The organism is Bacillus sp. TSO22 (genome assembly GCF_020223595.1).
GTDB classification, from domain to species: Bacteria; Bacillota; Bacilli; order Bacillales; family Bacillaceae; genus Bacillus; species Bacillus inaquosorum.
Genome location: NZ_JAHAWO010000015.1, coordinates 346,535 through 364,289 on the forward strand (window position 1 = coordinate 346,535; position 17,755 = coordinate 364,289).

The 17,755-nt window shown below is 37.7% G+C and carries 10 protein-coding genes and 6 pseudogenes; 12 read left to right on the forward strand and 4 right to left on the reverse strand.

Annotated elements, in window-relative coordinates; translation table 11 throughout:
• Positions 1 to 393: 393 nt before the first annotated feature.
• Positions 394 to 540: pseudogene (gene adhP, locus KHQ79_RS21645) on the forward strand (alcohol dehydrogenase AdhP); the annotation flags it as partial.
• 929 nt (positions 541 to 1,469) lie between these two features.
• Entirely contained in the window at positions 1,470 to 1,598 is a 129-nt protein-coding gene (locus KHQ79_RS22270; RefSeq protein WP_258459135.1) for a hypothetical protein, read from the forward strand.
• Between the two features lie 664 nt (positions 1,599 to 2,262).
• Here KHQ79_RS22270 and KHQ79_RS21650 read toward each other — a convergent pair.
• Positions 2,263 to 4,683 (reverse strand): peptidase G2 autoproteolytic cleavage domain-containing protein, encoded by a 2,421-nt coding sequence (locus KHQ79_RS21650; protein ID WP_225516881.1) that lies wholly within the window; start codon positions 4,681 to 4,683, stop codon positions 2,263 to 2,265.
• Between the two features lie 239 nt (positions 4,684 to 4,922).
• Positions 4,923 to 6,359, reverse strand: a complete 1,437-nt coding sequence (locus KHQ79_RS21655) for a flavin monoamine oxidase family protein (RefSeq protein WP_225516882.1) — start codon at positions 6,357 to 6,359, stop codon at positions 4,923 to 4,925.
• Between the two features lie 143 nt (positions 6,360 to 6,502).
• Between KHQ79_RS21655 and KHQ79_RS21660 the strand changes: the two genes are divergently transcribed.
• Complete coding sequence (locus KHQ79_RS21660) at positions 6,503 to 7,057, forward strand: SMI1/KNR4 family protein (protein WP_225516883.1); 555 nt, start codon at positions 6,503 to 6,505, stop codon at positions 7,055 to 7,057.
• 99 nt (positions 7,058 to 7,156) lie between these two features.
• Positions 7,157 to 7,437: pseudogene (locus tag KHQ79_RS21665) on the forward strand (T7SS effector LXG polymorphic toxin); the annotation flags it as partial.
• Positions 7,438 to 7,816: 379 nt separating this feature from the next.
• On the opposite strand, the gene KHQ79_RS21670 reads toward KHQ79_RS21665, so the two are convergent.
• On the reverse strand, positions 7,817 to 8,167 hold the full coding sequence (locus KHQ79_RS21670; RefSeq protein WP_225516884.1) for a DUF2200 domain-containing protein: 351 nt from the start codon (positions 8,165 to 8,167) through the stop codon (positions 7,817 to 7,819).
• 100 nt (positions 8,168 to 8,267) lie between these two features.
• Between KHQ79_RS21670 and KHQ79_RS21675 the strand changes: the two are divergent.
• From KHQ79_RS21675 to KHQ79_RS21700, 7 genes and pseudogenes are all read left to right on the forward strand, one after another.
• Positions 8,268 to 8,547, forward strand: a pseudogene (locus KHQ79_RS21675) (hypothetical protein).
• 533 nt (positions 8,548 to 9,080) lie between these two features.
• Positions 9,081 to 11,693: a phosphoenolpyruvate synthase gene (gene ppsA / locus KHQ79_RS21680; protein WP_225516885.1), complete on the forward strand. Its 2,613-nt coding sequence runs from the start codon at positions 9,081 to 9,083 to the stop codon at positions 11,691 to 11,693.
• 307 nt (positions 11,694 to 12,000) lie between these two features.
• Positions 12,001 to 12,513 (forward strand): GNAT family N-acetyltransferase, encoded by a 513-nt coding sequence (locus tag KHQ79_RS21685; RefSeq protein ID WP_225516886.1) that lies wholly within the window; start codon positions 12,001 to 12,003, stop codon positions 12,511 to 12,513.
• A gap of 451 nt (positions 12,514 to 12,964) precedes the next feature.
• Positions 12,965 to 13,129: pseudogene (locus KHQ79_RS22475) on the forward strand (Gabija anti-defense Gad2 family protein); the annotation flags it as partial.
• 98 nt (positions 13,130 to 13,227) lie between these two features.
• Positions 13,228 to 13,312, forward strand: a pseudogene (locus KHQ79_RS22460) (PEP-utilizing enzyme); the annotation flags it as partial.
• Between the two features lie 1,220 nt (positions 13,313 to 14,532).
• Positions 14,533 to 15,153 (forward strand): lytic polysaccharide monooxygenase auxiliary activity family 9 protein, encoded by a 621-nt coding sequence (locus KHQ79_RS21695; protein WP_003241828.1) that lies wholly within the window; start codon positions 14,533 to 14,535, stop codon positions 15,151 to 15,153.
• Positions 15,154 to 15,323: 170 nt separating this feature from the next.
• Positions 15,324 to 15,580: pseudogene (locus KHQ79_RS21700) on the forward strand (SMI1/KNR4 family protein); the annotation flags it as partial.
• Positions 15,581 to 15,632: 52 nt separating this feature from the next.
• On the opposite strand, the gene bla reads toward KHQ79_RS21700, so the two are convergent.
• Entirely contained in the window at positions 15,633 to 16,556 is a 924-nt protein-coding gene (gene bla / locus KHQ79_RS21705) for a class A beta-lactamase (protein WP_225516935.1), read from the reverse strand.
• A 372-nt stretch (positions 16,557 to 16,928) separates the two neighbouring features.
• Here bla and KHQ79_RS21710 point away from each other — a divergent pair, with 372 nt between their 5' ends.
• Positions 16,929 to 17,561, forward strand: a complete 633-nt coding sequence (locus KHQ79_RS21710) for a type 1 glutamine amidotransferase family protein (RefSeq protein WP_133489138.1) — start codon at positions 16,929 to 16,931, stop codon at positions 17,559 to 17,561.
• Positions 17,562 to 17,755: the final 194 nt, after the last annotated feature.

Genomic DNA, 17,755 nt, shown 5'->3' on the forward strand with positions numbered 1-17,755 from the left:
TGCTGATCGTTCCATGAGAAATTTTATAATCATTGTTATTGTGAGTTACTAAGAGGCGACGGTCTTTTAGTTGGAATCCCAATATATGCCTCGGGTATAGTAAATGATTATTAAAATCGTTAGTAATGGTTAAAAGGGTCGTTTCTACTAGGCGAACGGCCTTGGCATTGCTGGAGGTAGGGTATTCTCCATCAGGTTTTAAAACTTACCCTATAAAATGAGAATGCTATCAATTTCTTGTTTAATAGCGGTATTTTTTGTAGTCAGCGCTTGCTCTCAACAGACACCTTCACACATAATCCTTCTTCATCTAACAATTTAATGCACCTCTTATTAATGCACCTCTTAGCCTCAATACTCTAGCTGCAGATTCAAGTAGTAGGTACTAGATAAGACTTGAAGGAAGCTTTCCAATTTGCTGCAGACGGTAAGGTTGTACCTAAAGTGACAAAGCGTCCAATCCAAGATGTTAATGATATTTTTGAAGAAATGGAGCAAGGTAAAATTACCGGCCGTATGGTTATAGATTTTACTGAGTAATATATAAAAAATAAGAGTCCTAATCATTAAGGCTGTCGACTAATTATCGGCAGCCTTTGGTCTCCATTCTTTTTTTAAAAAATGAAGTGCTCTTTGAAGGTCTCCCCCATTCCTCCATTTTCGGTCTTCAATATCCATATAGCGAAAACGTTTTTAAGAAACTATATAAAATAATATATTTTAAATAAAGTATAAGTTTTAATCAGATTTATGTAAGTAGAGCGTATAATGTCAGTTTGCGACTATAACCAAAAGTTACACCCTTCACCATTCACGATTCAGGCACTGAGGTCGGAGAAGGAGAAGCATTTATCGCGAGGTCATATTACTCCTGCTGAGTATGACGAAATTACAGGTAGAAGTTATGATAAACCATTCATTAATGTCAGTGTTGATTTAGAACGTGAGTGCCATCTTAATAGGTGTTTTTATTTTGGTTTTAAAGATAGCATCTCAAAAAATTAAATGCATCAGGAGTTAAAACACTATCAAGGAATATTGATAAGAAACAAAAGGTTCGGCTGAATGATGAGTATACTATGTATATATCTATCCTCACTTTGGTCTACTCAAACTGCAAAAGATGTTTGAGATTTTCTTAAAAGGGCCAATAGAAGCACAAGAAAAAGGCATTGATATGAGTAAGTTCAGTACAGTTTGACTTGCCTAGTTTAAATATTGTAAAGGAATTCTGTGATCTAGACATTCCTAAAGATATTAAGAAACAGATTGAGTTTTAATCTGAGCTCAAGAATATCGCCTTCCGCCTTCCTTTATCCGATCATCAATGAGTTCCCAAAGAGTCATTGGAAAAAGTGAAAACTGTAGCAGAAAGACTGCAATCATTATTTGATAAATTGGGATCTGCCAAAGCTGACGTATTTGAACAGATGGTTATTGTACTGCGGCTGAATTAGGGGAGCAATTAATTGAACAACGTTAAATTATTTCAGGATTTAATGAAGGTGCTACATGAAAACAATTTAGATTCAACTTTAGGAAGCAATAAAGAAATTGAATTTAAGTTTGATGGAGCTGATTTGGGATTAACTAACTAACCAAACTGTTAGTGTTATATTGTCTACATCCTGAAGAAATAAAGAAAGCAGCAAGAAATATCTCACTGCTGCTCCAGTTTATTTCCGAGCTCCCTTATTGTTTTAAAGATTTCATCAAAAAAATCTCTTAATTCGATTGAGTATAATATGCTGTCCTATTTACGGGAGGGCTTTGCAAGTGTGAGTCCTGGAGGTTCAGTATTAAATTAGATTTATCAAAAATACCGTTATTGTGTGCTAAGGCATTTCTTAAAGTGTTATAAGTTAGTATGCTCTTCCATTCATTAGTTGAAAAAGGTTCAGCTGGGATTTCACAAACTTTACGAAGATAAAGCTTAGCAAACTCTATACCTTGCCCCTTCATATCTTTAAAAAAATACTTTTATTAAACATACAAAGGTATTATCACTAAAATATAATATTATTTATCCATTTGCTAAATTTCAATAGGTGGTGGTTTTATGAATAGCGCTAAGGGGAACTTTTCTCAACTTTTTGATCCATAATATTAAAGTTGATTTATTACAAGTCTTAGATTCAGAAAATGAACGAATTTTTAGGTTATGAAGATAGATTGAAAAAACTTATTATTAACATACAAGGAATGAAAAACACTTAGATATAGATTAAACATTTGGATATATTGAACTGGTCCTAGTCTCAACTATTTGATGACGGTCAGAGCGATACCATACCCTTTTTCTGACGTATAAGCAGAGGTTATTTTCATTACTTTCCAGCTTCCTTCAGCTGCTTTTGTTCCTATTCCATTATGTGCCGTAAGATAATTTCCTTGACTGACAGTTTCGTCTATACGCACATAATGTTTGCCTACCAACCCTACTACATGCCATTCGTCTCTTGCTGCCCTTGAATGATAATTTGCCTCCAGCGCTGTATCATAGTCTGGATTTTGTTTGGGAACACGTATGAGTTCACCGCTTTCCTCGTCAGTCACCATCTCATAAATGAATCCGCCAAACTCATTTGTCAAATAACGTCCCTGCCAGACGAAACTGGATGCTCCTGAAATGAAAGCTGAAGTTTCTGAAATAACGCCAAGCATATAATCTCCTGCATCTGCGGGTGCTATTTTTTCACCTCTTAAAGTCACGATTGTACCAGTATGGATTAATTGTCCAGTTGAACTCTCAAAATACTCTCCATATCCACCTAAAGAAGAACTGATCGCCCCGGCAAACGTCCCGTTTCCCCTAACAGAGTCAAGAAGCCATTTTATTGATTGATGACCTCCTGCCACGGTGTATGGTTCTTCAAGTATAATATTTTCAGAAGACAGTATTGTTCTTGATACATGGTTTCCTTTTATATGTGCATTGTTTGAAGAAGCGATTAATGCGCGAGAGCCTTCTGTGCTGGAGCCACCAGACGAGCTAATGACCGCATTTCTTTCTCCGCGCGCCGTAATGTCACCGGTACCTGCTATAACTGCACTTGTTTGGTTAACGGCAAAGCCAGAGGTTGTTGCAAGCTGTATGCCTCCTTTCAAATTGATTGGGATTTGTTGGTATGTTTGACCTTTGATTGAGGCTGCTACACTATAACCTTCTGACTGTACACCGAGAATTGTGGCCTGATTATTGGGCGACTGGATTCCAACTGTCCCATTATCAGTAATCATCGTTCCATTTAGTATATTCACATTATAGAGACCGCCACCAATTGAAATTCCTTTTGGAGCAGATTTATAAATATCGAAATTCGAAATTTTAATATAATCAGTTTTATTTGATCCGCCGGATAAATTAATATCAACACCAGCTTTTTTAAACCCGCGAATTTTAATACCATTAATGGTTATATTTTGACTACGATATTGCAAAGCCACGACAGGGTTTCCTTTATAATCATAATCTGGATCACCAATTGCTGTGAATCCGCTTACATTAACGTTTTTATATGCTGAAATAACCAGCGCTCTAGGTGTCACAGCATCATAAAGTGAGTTGAAAACTGGTTCAATTGCTGAGCAATCAATGAGTGTGACATCGTATGCCGTTGTGCTTTCAGGATCTGTAATTTGATGGTGACCAATATGACGAAGATCAAATGCACGAACATCGCGATAAGAAACATGGCCTATGATATGGACGTTTTGAGAGGCCGGCCACAGTTCATGGGCTTTTACTTCTACTCCGCGGATGTTTCCGCTTGTAAAGTTATTCAAAAGCCACACATGCCTAGAGCCGTCGTCAACTTCTATTCCGTTGGAGTTAGAAACACCTTCTACAAACTCTGTTCCTCGCGGATTTCCTGAATGGCAGTTTGAAATAAAGATGTATTCGCTGTAATGGGTGGTAATGCCGTCGTCTCCTGAACCGTATGTCACACAGTTATCAATCCAAATATATCTTGATCCGTCTTTTGTCCAATCGGTATCAGGCAAATGATCATACGTAGGCGATGTGATATCAATACCATGAAGACCTGCGTTAATAGCTTCCACATCTTTGATCCATCCATATTCAACCTTAGCAAAAGTTAAACAACTGGAGAACTGTCCCCCAGGATTTCTCACTCCGCATTGTCTACTTGGATTCCAGTCTAATGACATTCCTTGGACGAAAATATTGCGATTCCCATTTTGATAATCATCATTAGTAATCACCCATTCATGTGCTGGAGTGTCTTCATGCAATTTAATTACAGTAATCCCTTTACCTTGTCCGACAATTGTTGTCCAGGATGGAAGTTTAATCCCCTGAACGAGGTATTCTCCGGCGGGAACGTTCACTTTGACGCGACCATTCCCGATTGCCTTTCGAAAAGCTTCCGTATTATCTCTTCCATCTGGAACAGCGCCGAAGTCTTCCACATTTACTTCCCGGGTGATCTTAGATAAAAGTTTAAAGTACTCCTTGTCGAGACGTTCTTTTAAAAGAGAGGTGATCTCTCCTTCAGCCGTCACCCTCGCGTCAGTAACTTCGATATTTTGATCTGTAACGGAATGCTTAATAAAGTTTTGCATTCTTGCCTTAATATGTTCTAATTCAGATGAAAATTCGGGGTGAGACTGAGAATTGGCGTTTAGAGAAGGATCAGGGCAGTTTTTAAAATGAACCATTCTAAAGACACCTCTTTCTTTTAATATAAGCGCAGTTTTTGTCTTTGAGATAAGGGGTTAGACATCTTTTTTGCGCTTATACTTCCAATTCTGTATTTGTTACAAAATTCCTTTTGGATTTATACTGGTTTTCAAGAAATGTAAGTCAGAGAAAAATAGAGAAGAACAGGTATAGTATAAAAAACAACATTTTTTTATGTCACCCAGCGTTAACACTAGATGTGCGCAGGATTCAGGATCTAAGATAAACGATTGACTTCATAAGCGGCACGTATTCCTGATTCAATCGCGCCTTGCATCCACGCATGAGTGAGTGAGACATGTTCTCCAGCGAAATGAATTCTTCCCTCAGGGACAGGGATATAAGGATAAAGCTCTAATTCTTGTCCTGGTTCGAAAGCTGTAAAGGCCCCCGCAGAATAAGGGTTCTGACTCCAGCTAAAAGAGGCGCCGGACACAAATTCAGACCATACAATATCGCCATATATTTCAGATAAATTGAGTAAAGTATACTGAATACGCTCATCTTCTGAAAGACTGTCCCACATCAGTGCCTCATCTGCCCATGTATAACTCGCCAGAACAACAGCATGTCCATTTGCTCCAATACCAGTGCTTGGATAATACGAAAATCGAATCGGAAGATCAGTAATTGATTTGCCGCCGCGTTGCCCGGCTTTTTCCCAAAATCGGCTTTTAAACTCTATGCCGATTTTTGTTGCGCTTATATAGTTTAGTTCGCGGATTGCCCTCCGTTTATAGTAAGAAAAAGAATGGTATGGTTCGACTTTTACAAATCGCAATGTTGAAAAAGGAATAGTTATAATAGCAAGATCAGCTGTGAACGCTACATGTTCTGCTGTTTGTTGATGCTGACAATGGATCGTAACGCTGTTCTCATTTTGAGAAATTTTCATCATTTTTTGATGGTATAGAATATTTGTTTTTAATTGAGGAAGAAACGCATGAGGAAGTCGATCCATGCCGCCTGTTATCTCATAGAAGTGAGATGGCGATGTAAAAAAGATTGATTCCCGTAACGCTTCAACAAGGGACATACCCATATACGCTTCCATATCCAAAAGTACACCAATCATATCGATTGCTCCATATGAAAAGAAAGTGTTTAAGAATGAGCTTAACGATTCATTCTTGTATTGTTTTTCAACAATCCGCCAATTTCTTGCAGGATCTTGATTAATAAAATTTAATATTGGCTGCAATACAGAAAGCATTAGCTCTTCAGCCGATTTCCCTTGTTCGTTCGGTGCAACAGGGTATCTTAATATTTGAGGATTTCGTTCAAAAATATGGAGACGTGTTAGGATTCCATTCGTATAAATGATGTCCATTGGGGTTCTGTTGATAAATACATTTGTTGGCAGACTGAATTTTTTTATATATTCTAAGGTTAGCAAATGGTTATTCGGTATGCGCATCGGACCAACGTTCAAGTACAAACCATCACTAAAGGGAGATCTCAAAGTGCAGACACGGCCGCCAGCTCTGCCGCTCGCTTCAAGAATCGTCACTCTGTGACCGGCATTTTTTAGCAAAGATGCTGATACAAGCCCGGCCAATCCAGCTCCCACAACAATAATATGCTTTGGATGATGCGATGCGCTAAGGCCATTTCTAATAATCTTCATCATGTCTTCATTCATTAGAGAATTCACTTTTGGGAGGCACCTCTTTTTTGAATTTATTGCATTATATTCAATGAAATGGGCTTCTATCACGATCTGTTCATATCTTTTGGAATTTGTATGCCAAAAGGGATATTTATTCTCGTTACAAGAACAATAATGGGGTGATGTATTTGGCTAACTTTGTTCATAAGACAGTAAACGGTTTGAAAAGTCTCTTAGATGAAAAAGGAGCCATTCAATTGTTTTGTTCTGAGGGAGATATCATGGAGTGCCTTGTTACATTTTCACCGAACAAAGCAACCCTGAATGACATTCAAAGCTTTGAGGCTAAACACCAGCTTACCCTTCCAGAGGATTATCAAAAGTTTATTACACTACATAACGGTGCGAAAATTTTTCAGATACTTGCTGATGGGGAGAATATAGGTGGAGGGCTTTATTTATTTAGCCTTGAAGAGATTGAAGAAGAATTGAAATATGAGGATTTGTTTGAAGGCATCAATGGTATCCCAATTGGTCACTTATTAGAAGGTTGCCATTTGATGATCGACAAAGATAAATTGGATAAAGGGGATCCCAACTATCTTTTTATATTAGAAATAGGGGAGTATACACCATTAAATTTAAATTTTGAGCTATTTCTAGACCGGTATATACTCTCCAATGGGGAAGCTTTTTGGGAATGGCGCTATTATACCGCAGAAAATTATTATAGAACAAGATAGTGCGATGTATAAGGCAGTCGACTTTTGGCTGTCTATTTCTGTTATTCAAATAAATGATGATGGTAAAATTTACTAGAGTAAGCATGAGAGGAGAATGATATGAAGGTATTTGAAGCTGATTCATTACTCTGAAGCAGATAAAAGAACCAAAGAGTATAAGGGACTAAGGTCACGATGGTTACGCTCAGAAAAGCATTTAAAGCTGTAGCTGACCTGGATGACAGTGAGTTCTCAGGCAAGGGTGCTGACAACATCAAAGCATTTTATCATGATCATATCGGTGTTACAGACAATGGATTGACCATATCGATATGAAAATTGCTTTCTTGAGCAGCGTTTCTGCAAAATTTGAAGACGCCAAGATGTCTGATACTTACATATCTTTGGCCTAGGTATTTCGCAATCTCAATGTTGTTCTAGGGGAGACCTAATAATTCAAGGTGTCTAAGTTCAAAAGGGGTGTATTTTTTGTTTATATACGTCAACAGGGCGATTATAAACAAGGCATTAGCATCAATACTGGAAATAAGCTCACCCCTTTCATTAGGGGATGAGCAAGACTCCCTTGGGTGAGCAAACCTAATATACAGGGGATATTATACTATACACAAATGCCCTAGTCGTTATAATTTCAAAATAATGTTGGTTTGGAATAAAGTTTGATCATTTTCTGCTTCTTGCCTGAAATTTCAAGATTATTGTCAATTCAACAATAAAACACCTTCATTTATATTTTATATACGGAATTCGTTTTAATTATTATTTCCGCAAAATCTTCTCCATCGCTTTTCCCTTTGCTAACTCATCGATCAGTTTATCCAAATAACGAATTTCCTGCATAGTTGGTTCTTCGATGTCTTCCACTCGGACACCGCAGACCACACCTTTGATCAAAGCTCGTGAAGGATTCAGTTGGGGGGCTTCCGCAAAGAAGGTCTCAAAGTCTGCCTGTTTTTCCAGTTGCGATTCTAACTCTTCCTGGCTATATCCTGTCAACCAACGGATGATTTCATCGACTTCTGTTTTCATACGTCCTTTTTTCTCCACCTTCGTAACATAAAGGGGATAGACCCTTGCGACACTCATTGTATAGATCTGATGTTTTGTCATGATACATCCTCACTTGTATGGTTTTCTTTAATATATCACGAAACATATTAAGTACAAACAAAGTAGCCGTTTGCAGACGTCTTGAAAGAGAGTGAACAAGGTGATTAGCACAGCTAATTATGATATCACTAAAGATCCAAAATTCTTAGCATTTTGCAGATTGGCTAGGGGAAATAACACAGCTCCTAGTAGATCCATTGGTTTTAGTGAATTCTGTGAAAAACTTAAAAAGCTCACTTGACCTAAATAAGTCTTTAGATTATTGGAAATCGAGATTGAATGGTGGAGGCAGCCTTTCTGTAATGGATTCGCAGGTATTAGATATTATCAAAAAAGTTTATAACTTAAGCATGGTTAACAAAGATAATAGGTTGTTGTGAAACGAAGCGAAAACAACACCTAGTATAAAAGTTGGGTGTTGCTTTGTTTATTGATCATCTTTTTCTTGTAAATACTTTTATTGCTCTTTCTCTAGATAAAGTTCCTATAAGGGATCGGAACTTATTACTCGTAATAAGTATATCCAGGCTATATATTTTAATCATTATGAGTCTCAAATAACTCAAAGTTCCGTATACAAAAACTAAGTCGGAATATTAATTTATAAATAAGGACTCAACTAACAAAGCAAGTTAGTTCAAAAGAACCCAACTTCAGGATTTCCTTAGGGGATTATGCAGTAACGGAGTCGGCGCGAACCAAGTTTTTTAATGTGATTAATTAATGGTAGCAGGAAATTAAGAAAGAACCTGGTAAAATTACTCAGGTTCTTTTTATATTGCACAAAAACAGACACGCTGATATAATCAGACTACGTCTGTTTCCTTATAAAATTACATAGATATCCATTATATATTTTAATTATATCATGCTGGGAAGCACTTGTCAATTTTTTTCGAAGGGGAGATGTAGAATGAGTTCATTGGTTCTCGGTTTTCAGGAAATGGAAAAAACACAGCTTATGGTTGTTGGCGGAAAAGGGTTACATTTAGGAGAATTATCAAAAATTGAAGGGATCCAAGTACCCGAAGGATTTTGTGTTACAACCGTGGGGTTTCAAAAAGCCATTGAACAAAACGAAACGTATCATGCTTTGTTGGATCAGCTAACCATGTTAAAAGTAGAAGATCGAGATCAAATCGCTGAAATCAGCGGGAAGATTCGGGAAATCCTTATAAAAGCGGAAATTCCTTCCGATGTTGTGAAAGCAGTTGCTTACAATATCTCCCGGTTTGGGGAAGAACATGCTTATGCAGTGCGTTCTAGTGCGACTGCTGAAGATTTACCACATGCCTCTTTTGCCGGTCAACAAGATACCTATTTAAATATCATCGGCGTTGATGCCATCTTGCAGCATATCAGCAAATGCTGGGCTTCCCTATTTACGGATCGCGCGGTGATCTACCGTATGCAAAATGGATTTGACCACAGCCAGGTTTATTTATCCGTTATCATTCAAAGGATGGTTTTCCCGCAGACTTCGGGGATTTTATTTACCGCTGATCCAATTACTTGCAACCGAAAGATGTTATCCATCGATGCCAGTTTTGGACTTGGTGAAGCACTGGTCTCTGGCTTGGTATCTGCCGATTGTTATAAAGTACAGGATGGGCAAATCGTCGATAAGAGGATAGCAGCCAAAAAATTGGCTATCTATGGACGAAAAGAAGGCGGAACAAAAACACAGCAGATCGATCCTGATCAGCAAAAGACCCAAACACTGACTGATGAACAAATTTTACAACTGGCATGCATCGGAAGACAGATCGAAGCTCATTTCGGCCAGCCGCAAGATATCGAATGGTGTTTGGTTGACGATACTTTTTATATTGTCCAGAGTCGGCCCATCACGACTTTATATCCGATCCCTGAAGCGAATGATCAGGAAAATCACGTCTATATCTCTGTCGGTCATCAACAAATGATGACGGATCCCATAAAACCACTGGGATTGTCTTTTTTTCTGTTGACGACTTCTGCACCTATGCGTAAAGCTGGTGGAAGGTTATTTGTTGATGTCACACATAATCTGGCATCACCTGAGAGCAGAAAATTTTTATTAAATGGCATGGGACAACACGATCCGCTCTTAAAAGACGCACTTATGACCATCGTAGATCGAGACTTTATAAAATCATTACCAAATGATCAAAAAGAACAGAGTCTCGGTAAAAGTAATAAAAGTATGTCGTCTGCGGGATCTCAAGTACTAATCGAAAACGACCCCACCATCGTTTCTGATCTGATTAAGCGCAGTCAAATATCGATAGAAGAGTTAAAACAAGACATCCAAATTAAATCAGGATCCGATTTATTTGATTTTATTTTGGAAGATATTCAGCAATTAAAGAAGATTTTGTTTGACCCGCAAAGTTCGGCTGTGATTATGGCTGCTATGAATGCTTCATCATGGATCAATGAAAAAATGAACGAATGGTTGGGTGAAAAAAACGCAGCAGATACGCTTTCTCAATCTGTCCCCAACAATATTACTTCGGAAATGGGTCTGGCGCTATTAGATGTCGCTGATGTGATTCGTCCTTATCCGGAAGTCATTGATTATTTACAACATGTAAAAGATGATCATTTTTTAGATGAACTGCTTAAGTTGGATGGTGGCCAGGAAACCCGAGACGCTATCTATGATTATCTCAGCAAATACGGAATGCGATGTGTCGGGGAAATCGATATTTCTAGAACTCGTTGGAGCGAGAAACCTATTACACTTGTCCCGTTGATTCTTGGTAACATCAAAAACTTTAAGCCTAATGCCAGCCATCGGAAATTTGAGCAAGGGCGACAGGAAGCTTTACAAAAAGAGCTAGAGTTATTAGATCGATTGAAGCAATTACCGGATGGTGATCAAAAAGCCAAAGAAACAAAACGGATGATCGACCTGATCCGAAATTTTAGCGGTTACCGGGAATATCCAAAATACGGCATGGTTCATCGCTACTTCGTTTATAAGCAGGCTTTACTGAAAGAAGCCGAACGTCTCGTACAAGCGGGCGTTATTCATGAAAAAGAAGATATATTCGATCTTACGTTTGAAGAACTTCACGAAGCCGTACGCACAAATCAACTGGATTACCAGATCATCAGCAAACGAAAAGACGAGTACAAGTTATACGAAAAACTAACTCCACCACGTGTTATCACGTCTGAAGGTGAAATCATTGTAGGTCAGTACAAACGAGAAAATCTCCCATCCGAAGCCATTGTAGGTCTACCCGTTTCGTCCGGAGTTATAGAGGGACGAGCACGTGTCATCTTAAACATGGAAGATGCTGTTTTAGAAGAGGGAGATATATTAGTGACCTCCTTTACTGATCCTAGCTGGACACCATTGTTTGTATCCATAAAAGGCCTAGTCACCGAAGTTGGTGGATTGATGACTCATGGAGCAGTTATAGCGCGTGAATATGGCTTACCAGCAGTTGTTGGAGTTGAAAATGCGACCCGACTGATAAAAGATGGGCAACGAATTCGTGTTCATGGAACAGAAGGCTACATTGAAATATTATAATGGCTGATGTGTGTAGCGAGCCATCAGATATCCCCCCCATATGCCCTAACCAGGAGTTGCAGGCTGATGGAATTAGCAAAGGAAGATTAATATTATCTTAGAACGAAAAAACCCCACCCCAATAAAGAAAAGGGCGGGGGTTTTATTATGGTGAATCATATTCCATTGCCTGTTCACTGTCAAAATTTCTTGAGTTGTTCAAGTAAGGAGCCATATTGTTGAATAAGGATAGTAATTAAAGAGGTTATTGTTGTCTTAATATCGAAATAAAGATTGGGTTTAAGTATTTTGGATGGGAGTTACTTTAATGCATATAACAACAAAAAGGTTACTGATACGTGAATTTGAATTCAAAGATTGGCAAGCTGTATATGAGTATACATCAGATATTAATGTGATGAAGTATATACCAGAAGGGGTTTTTACTCAAGAAGATGCAAAAGAATTTGTAATTGAAAACAAAGGTGATAACGCTGAGAAATTTCCAGTAGTACTAATAGATGAAGGTTGTCTTATAGGGCATATTGTTTTTTTTAAGTATTTTGGTGAACATACATATGAGATTGGATGGGTGTTTAATCCAAATTATCAAAATAGAGGGTATGCTTCTGAAGCAGCACAAGCTATCTTGGAATATGGTTTTAAAGAAATGAACTTACATAGGATTATAGCTACGTGTCAACCTGAGAATATTCCATCATACCGAGTTATGGAGAAAATTGGAATGAGAAGAGAAGGCTTTTTTAAAAAATGTATTCCAAAAGGCAATGAATGGTGGGATGAATATTATTACGCTATTTTAAAAGAAGAGTGGAAATGATCTATTAAGAATTTTTAAGTCTTACTTCTTCAACAAAAGGTTCTTTTATTGAATACAGCAACATTGGCGATACAAACAAAATATCACCATAATAAAGCAATATGGTAGTGGTACTTAATCGGATTCAAGGAGCTCTGGCGAATTGTTTTTAGGTGAGTTCACTAATCAAGGTATATGGATGATCCAGAGGACATGGAGATTTTCGAGGTAATTAATGCTTTAAAGCCATTTCAGATTATGATCTCTATTTTTCAAATAATGAAGCATTCGCAGCATTAAAAAACACATCAAAGAAGAGGGTGGAAAATAATCTAATGAAACTGCCCATCAGAGACTTACTTAATTGATATTAAAAATAAGCCAAGGGTGATTCAACTAGTTAAGATCGGCTTTTATGTAAACGTTGAATCGTTACTAGATACATTTTACTTTACCATTACTCAATTCGCTTATGACGCATTCTTTGTGGGATCTCTCAAGGAATAAATTAGCCCTTCACAAACTGACATATGGCGTTGCTCCCATGAGAAAGTTAATTAAGTACACTAATCAGGGGTTCACAGCTTGTGCTGGGACAATGCATAGTATTTTGGAGGCAACTGTGAAAGAGCCAGATGAATTACATCAGAAATTAAATACATATAATTTTTTAATCACGAAGGGTACATATAAAATCGTCCGGTCTAGCGCCACGGCTGATGATTTGCCCGTTAATACGATCTTCCAGCCGTCGTCGGGAGTAGAGAACGCATCGAAAGAAATCAAAGATGGCCAGCGGATCAGGGTGAATGGTGCGTAAGATTATGTGAGATTCTAGATCTTGATGAATGGATTTTAAGTTCAGCTGCAATGTCAAATAGAACATGCACCCATGACTTTGTAGAATAAAAATCCACTAGGCAACCACCCAATTATACAGAGACAATCACCTAAAAAGGGTATAGATAAGTATAATATTGGAAACTGAAAAAGGAGTTGAACAGGTTGTATTATTACCCGTCTTTCCATTTGTATCAGCGACAAGAATATAATCCTTATCCATGGACTTATCCAGGAAGCTCCCCCTATGTATATGAACGACCTCCCTTTTTTAATTCTCCATGTTACAGAGAGTGTATAAGAAGCGGAGCGGATAGTTATTTCTGCTGCTATATCTGCGGTTTCTGTTAACAAGAAAGACTTATAGAAGTACCAAAGTATCTTGTCTTTTGCTTCAGCGGGAATTGATAGTAAAAGAGCGCAATGATAAACGGTTGCATTTTTCTTATGATTGGTTTTATCAATGTCCCGGATGATAGCCATTTAAATTTTGGGAAGGTTGGGATATTTGCTGAGTATTTCTTTCATTTCTTCTATAAATAATGCTAATCTTTCACCAAAAATTTTCCGCATAAAATAATAGAAAACTATCATTTTATTTCGAATTCGAAAAGACTTGTTAAGTTTTCCTCTCCATATGCAAATTTCTTAGTTTATGTTGTAATTATATTGGAGGTATACCGTCTTAGTTTTTAAAAGTTTGAGCAGTTAGAAGCTTTTAAGAAAGATTCAGCAACTAGAAGATAGAGTTATTAAGTCCGAATAATCTGGAATGATGGTATATGTCCATATATTGAGAGATAAAGCGCATCTGCAGCAGAAAGCAGAGCGCTTTTTTTAATGAGGAATCTCAATAAAAACAACAATTTTAATCAGAAAATAAGGTGAGGTCACATAAAGTGTAAACAATGTGAAAAGCCGATCTCAACGAAAATGGGGTTAAATGATATTAGAGATGATAAGTGTTTTATAGAGTTGCCAAAAGATCAAAAAGAGATTGATAAAGTGTTCGGTATCTGTGACTGAAATGGAAAGCTGTATGCAAAGAGTGTTTGTCAATAAGCTGAAGAACAAAGAAGCAGGGGAACATGAAGTTCTTTAAACGTCAACAAAAATAAAGAAGGAGATTACCTCACATGTAATGAATTATTATAGTAGGAAAGAGAAAAATTTTACAACAAAGGGAGGAATGAGGTAGTAATGAAGGGTTTTATCAAAGGTGCTGTTCTAACTGCTGTTCTAGGTGTTGGTGCTACTTTATTTGCAGGTGATGTATCTGCACACGGGTATATAAAAGAGCCTGCTAGTCGAGCGTATATGGGATCATTAGAAAAACAAATAATTGGTTGGACGGCAGCTACTCAGAAATATGGTTCCGTAGTTGATAATCCTCAATCGGTAGAAGGACCAAAAGGGTTTCCGTCCGCGGGTCCACCAGATGGGAAAATTGCATCAGCAAATGGAGGCTCGGGTCAAATTGATTTTGGGTTAGACAGGCAGACTGCAGATCATTGGGTAAAACAAAACATACGTGGGGGTCTAAACACCTTTACTTGGCACTATACTGCTCCTCACGCAACATCAAAGTGGCACTATTATATAACCAAGAAAGATTGGAATCCAAACAAACCTTTAACAAGGGATGAGTTTGAGTTAATTGGAACTGTAGATCACGATGGTTCAAAGGCTGATACTAATCTATCTCATAAGATTTATGTACCAACTGATCGCAGTGGTTATCATGTCATTCTAGGGGTGTGGGATGTTGCGGATACCTCTAATGCCTTTTATAACGTAATTGATGTAAACCTAATACGATGATATTGAACCTCTACAGTATTAATAGCTAACAATAGTTATGACTATACGGAAAGCGATAAGTGTATCAGGTAAGCCATCACCAGCTAGTGAAGTGTTGACTGTAGCAACGAAGGGAAATGTAACGGAACCGGGAGAACACAGAGTGTTTGAGTATGGAAGTTACAGAATCATTACTTAGCACAGAAGGAATTATTGATTACAATGGAGTTCAAGATTTCCCCGAGGGATACGTCCTAATTGGATATCATTATGATGGAAGATATGTCATTGACACAAACAAAAAAACGGATTAGGTTATATGTTATATCTAGATTCAATTGATGATATTGAAGATGCGGTTAACTTAGATTCCAATTTTGAGATATGGTTTGACACGTTAGTGTCTGTTAACGGGACGAAATATTGGGAAGTGGGTCCGAATAACTAAGAGTATTATAAACTGGTTTCAGAATAAGAAGACTCCAAAAAGGAGTCTTCATCTACGATTTGAGATCGTTAAGGACGACTTTTGCAGCCTCAGCAATAAGAGCATTATCATAATGAGCATCTTTCGTAAACCGGTTTGATAGGATTGCCAAAATAATAGGAGCTCTATTAGGCGGCCAAACGATAGCAATGTCGTTTCGTGTTCCGTAACTTCCGGCTCCAGATTTATCGCCGACTTCCCATCCTATAGGAGCGCCTGCCCGAATCAGTTCGTTACCAGTAGCGTTCCCACGCATCCAATCAGTTAAGATCGTGCGCTTATCAGTCGTGAGAGTGTTATCCACAGTGAAAGCTTTAAGGTCGGTTGCTAGTGCTTTTGCGGTGCTTGTGTCACGAATATCCCCAGGAACTGCAGAGTTTAGATCCGTCTCGAATCGATTAGCCTTGGTTACATGATCCCCAATCTGTTTCAGTGACTTTTCGAAACCTTTAGGGCCGCCAAGTTGTTGCAACAATATGTTCCCGGCAGTATTATCGCTGTAACGGATAGCAGCTTCTGAGATTTCCTTCAGGCTCATGCCTGTATCTACGTGTTTTTCTGTGATTGGAGAATATGTAACAAGATCGTCTTTGCTGTAGTGGATGACTTCATTAAGTTTTTCAATTGAGTTTTTCTTCAGGACAGCAGCTGCGGCTAGAACTTTATAGGTTGATGCGTAAGCAAACCGTTCATTCGGCCGATAGGCGATAGTCTTGTTTGTACCTGTGTCAATTGCATAAACGCCAAGCCTGGCATCAAATTTTTTCTCAAGTTGAACAAATTTTTTAATAGTTATACAGCTTGTCATTTTTGTGTCTTCTATGGCTTTTGCTTCAGCATGCGTTGATCCGTCAAAGGGTTTGAAACCAGTAAGGCTTAAACATAAAAGTCCAATACATATTCCAAGTTTTAATGTCGCTTTATTTTTCAAATTAATCAAGGCCTCCTAATTCAATTGATTTTGTATTCACCTTCTATTAATACCACAAAAATAGGAGTGAAATCGATATATTTCTATGAAATATTCCTCATGACAGTTAGTTTAACAAAACTCTTTTCATTCATTTCGTTTTCTTATTTTTAATATGTTAAGAGAACTAGGGTAACGAGGGGAAAGAGAGGAATAAGAAAATAGAAAAACACCAATTTTAAAGGTAAACATTATGTGAAATGTTACATCATTGATAATAGGTTAGGTGTAGCATGAGATTTTATAATTGTTCCTATTGCCACCCGTATGGCATTATTTAAAAGGATGGGCACGAAGTCATTCTAATGGGCTTTATCAATTGGGATTGGAGTGTTATGAGTGAAAACAAAAAAAGTTTATCTTTATGTATTTCATACAATGTCAGACTGGGAATATGGATATTTGATTGCTGAACTAAACTCAGGGAGATATTTCAAAAAAGATGTAGCCCCTTTAAAAGTAGTTACAGTAGGAGTTAATAAAGAAATGATTACGACAATGGGAGGGCTCAGCATAAAACCAGATATGTCCCTTGATGAGTGTACGCTTGAGAGTAAAGATCTCTTAATTTTACCCGGAGGGAATACTTGGGGAGAAGATACTCATCAACCGATCTTGAAAAAAGTTGGCGAAGCTTTAGAGCTTGGCACGATTGTTGCTGCCATTTGTGGTGCAACCCAAGGCCTCGCGAATTATGGATACTTAGATTCTAGAAAGCATACAAGCAATGACTTAGAGTATATGAAAATGGTCTGTCCTACTTATAAAGGAGAAAAATTATATGAGAAGGGACCTGCAGTATCTGATGAAAATTTGGTTACTGCATCAGGAATAGCTCCCCTAGAATTTGCGATGGAAGTATTGAAAAAATTAGATGTATTTGCACCGGATACATTGCATTCATGGTATAAGCTAAATAAGACCCATAAACCTGAATATTTCTTCGAGTTAATGAATACAATAAATGAATAGAATCATTGCCAAATGCCCCTGAACTTATGGGGCATTTTTTTATTATAGTTTTTAAATAACCTGGAATGTTGTTATATGTCCTTTTATTAGGAAAACATATAATAGCAGATCGCTTTTTATGCTGAATTTAATCAGAAGGAAGTAGGGGGGTGCAGAAATTTGAAACAATAACTGCATCTGGAACGTATCGAGAT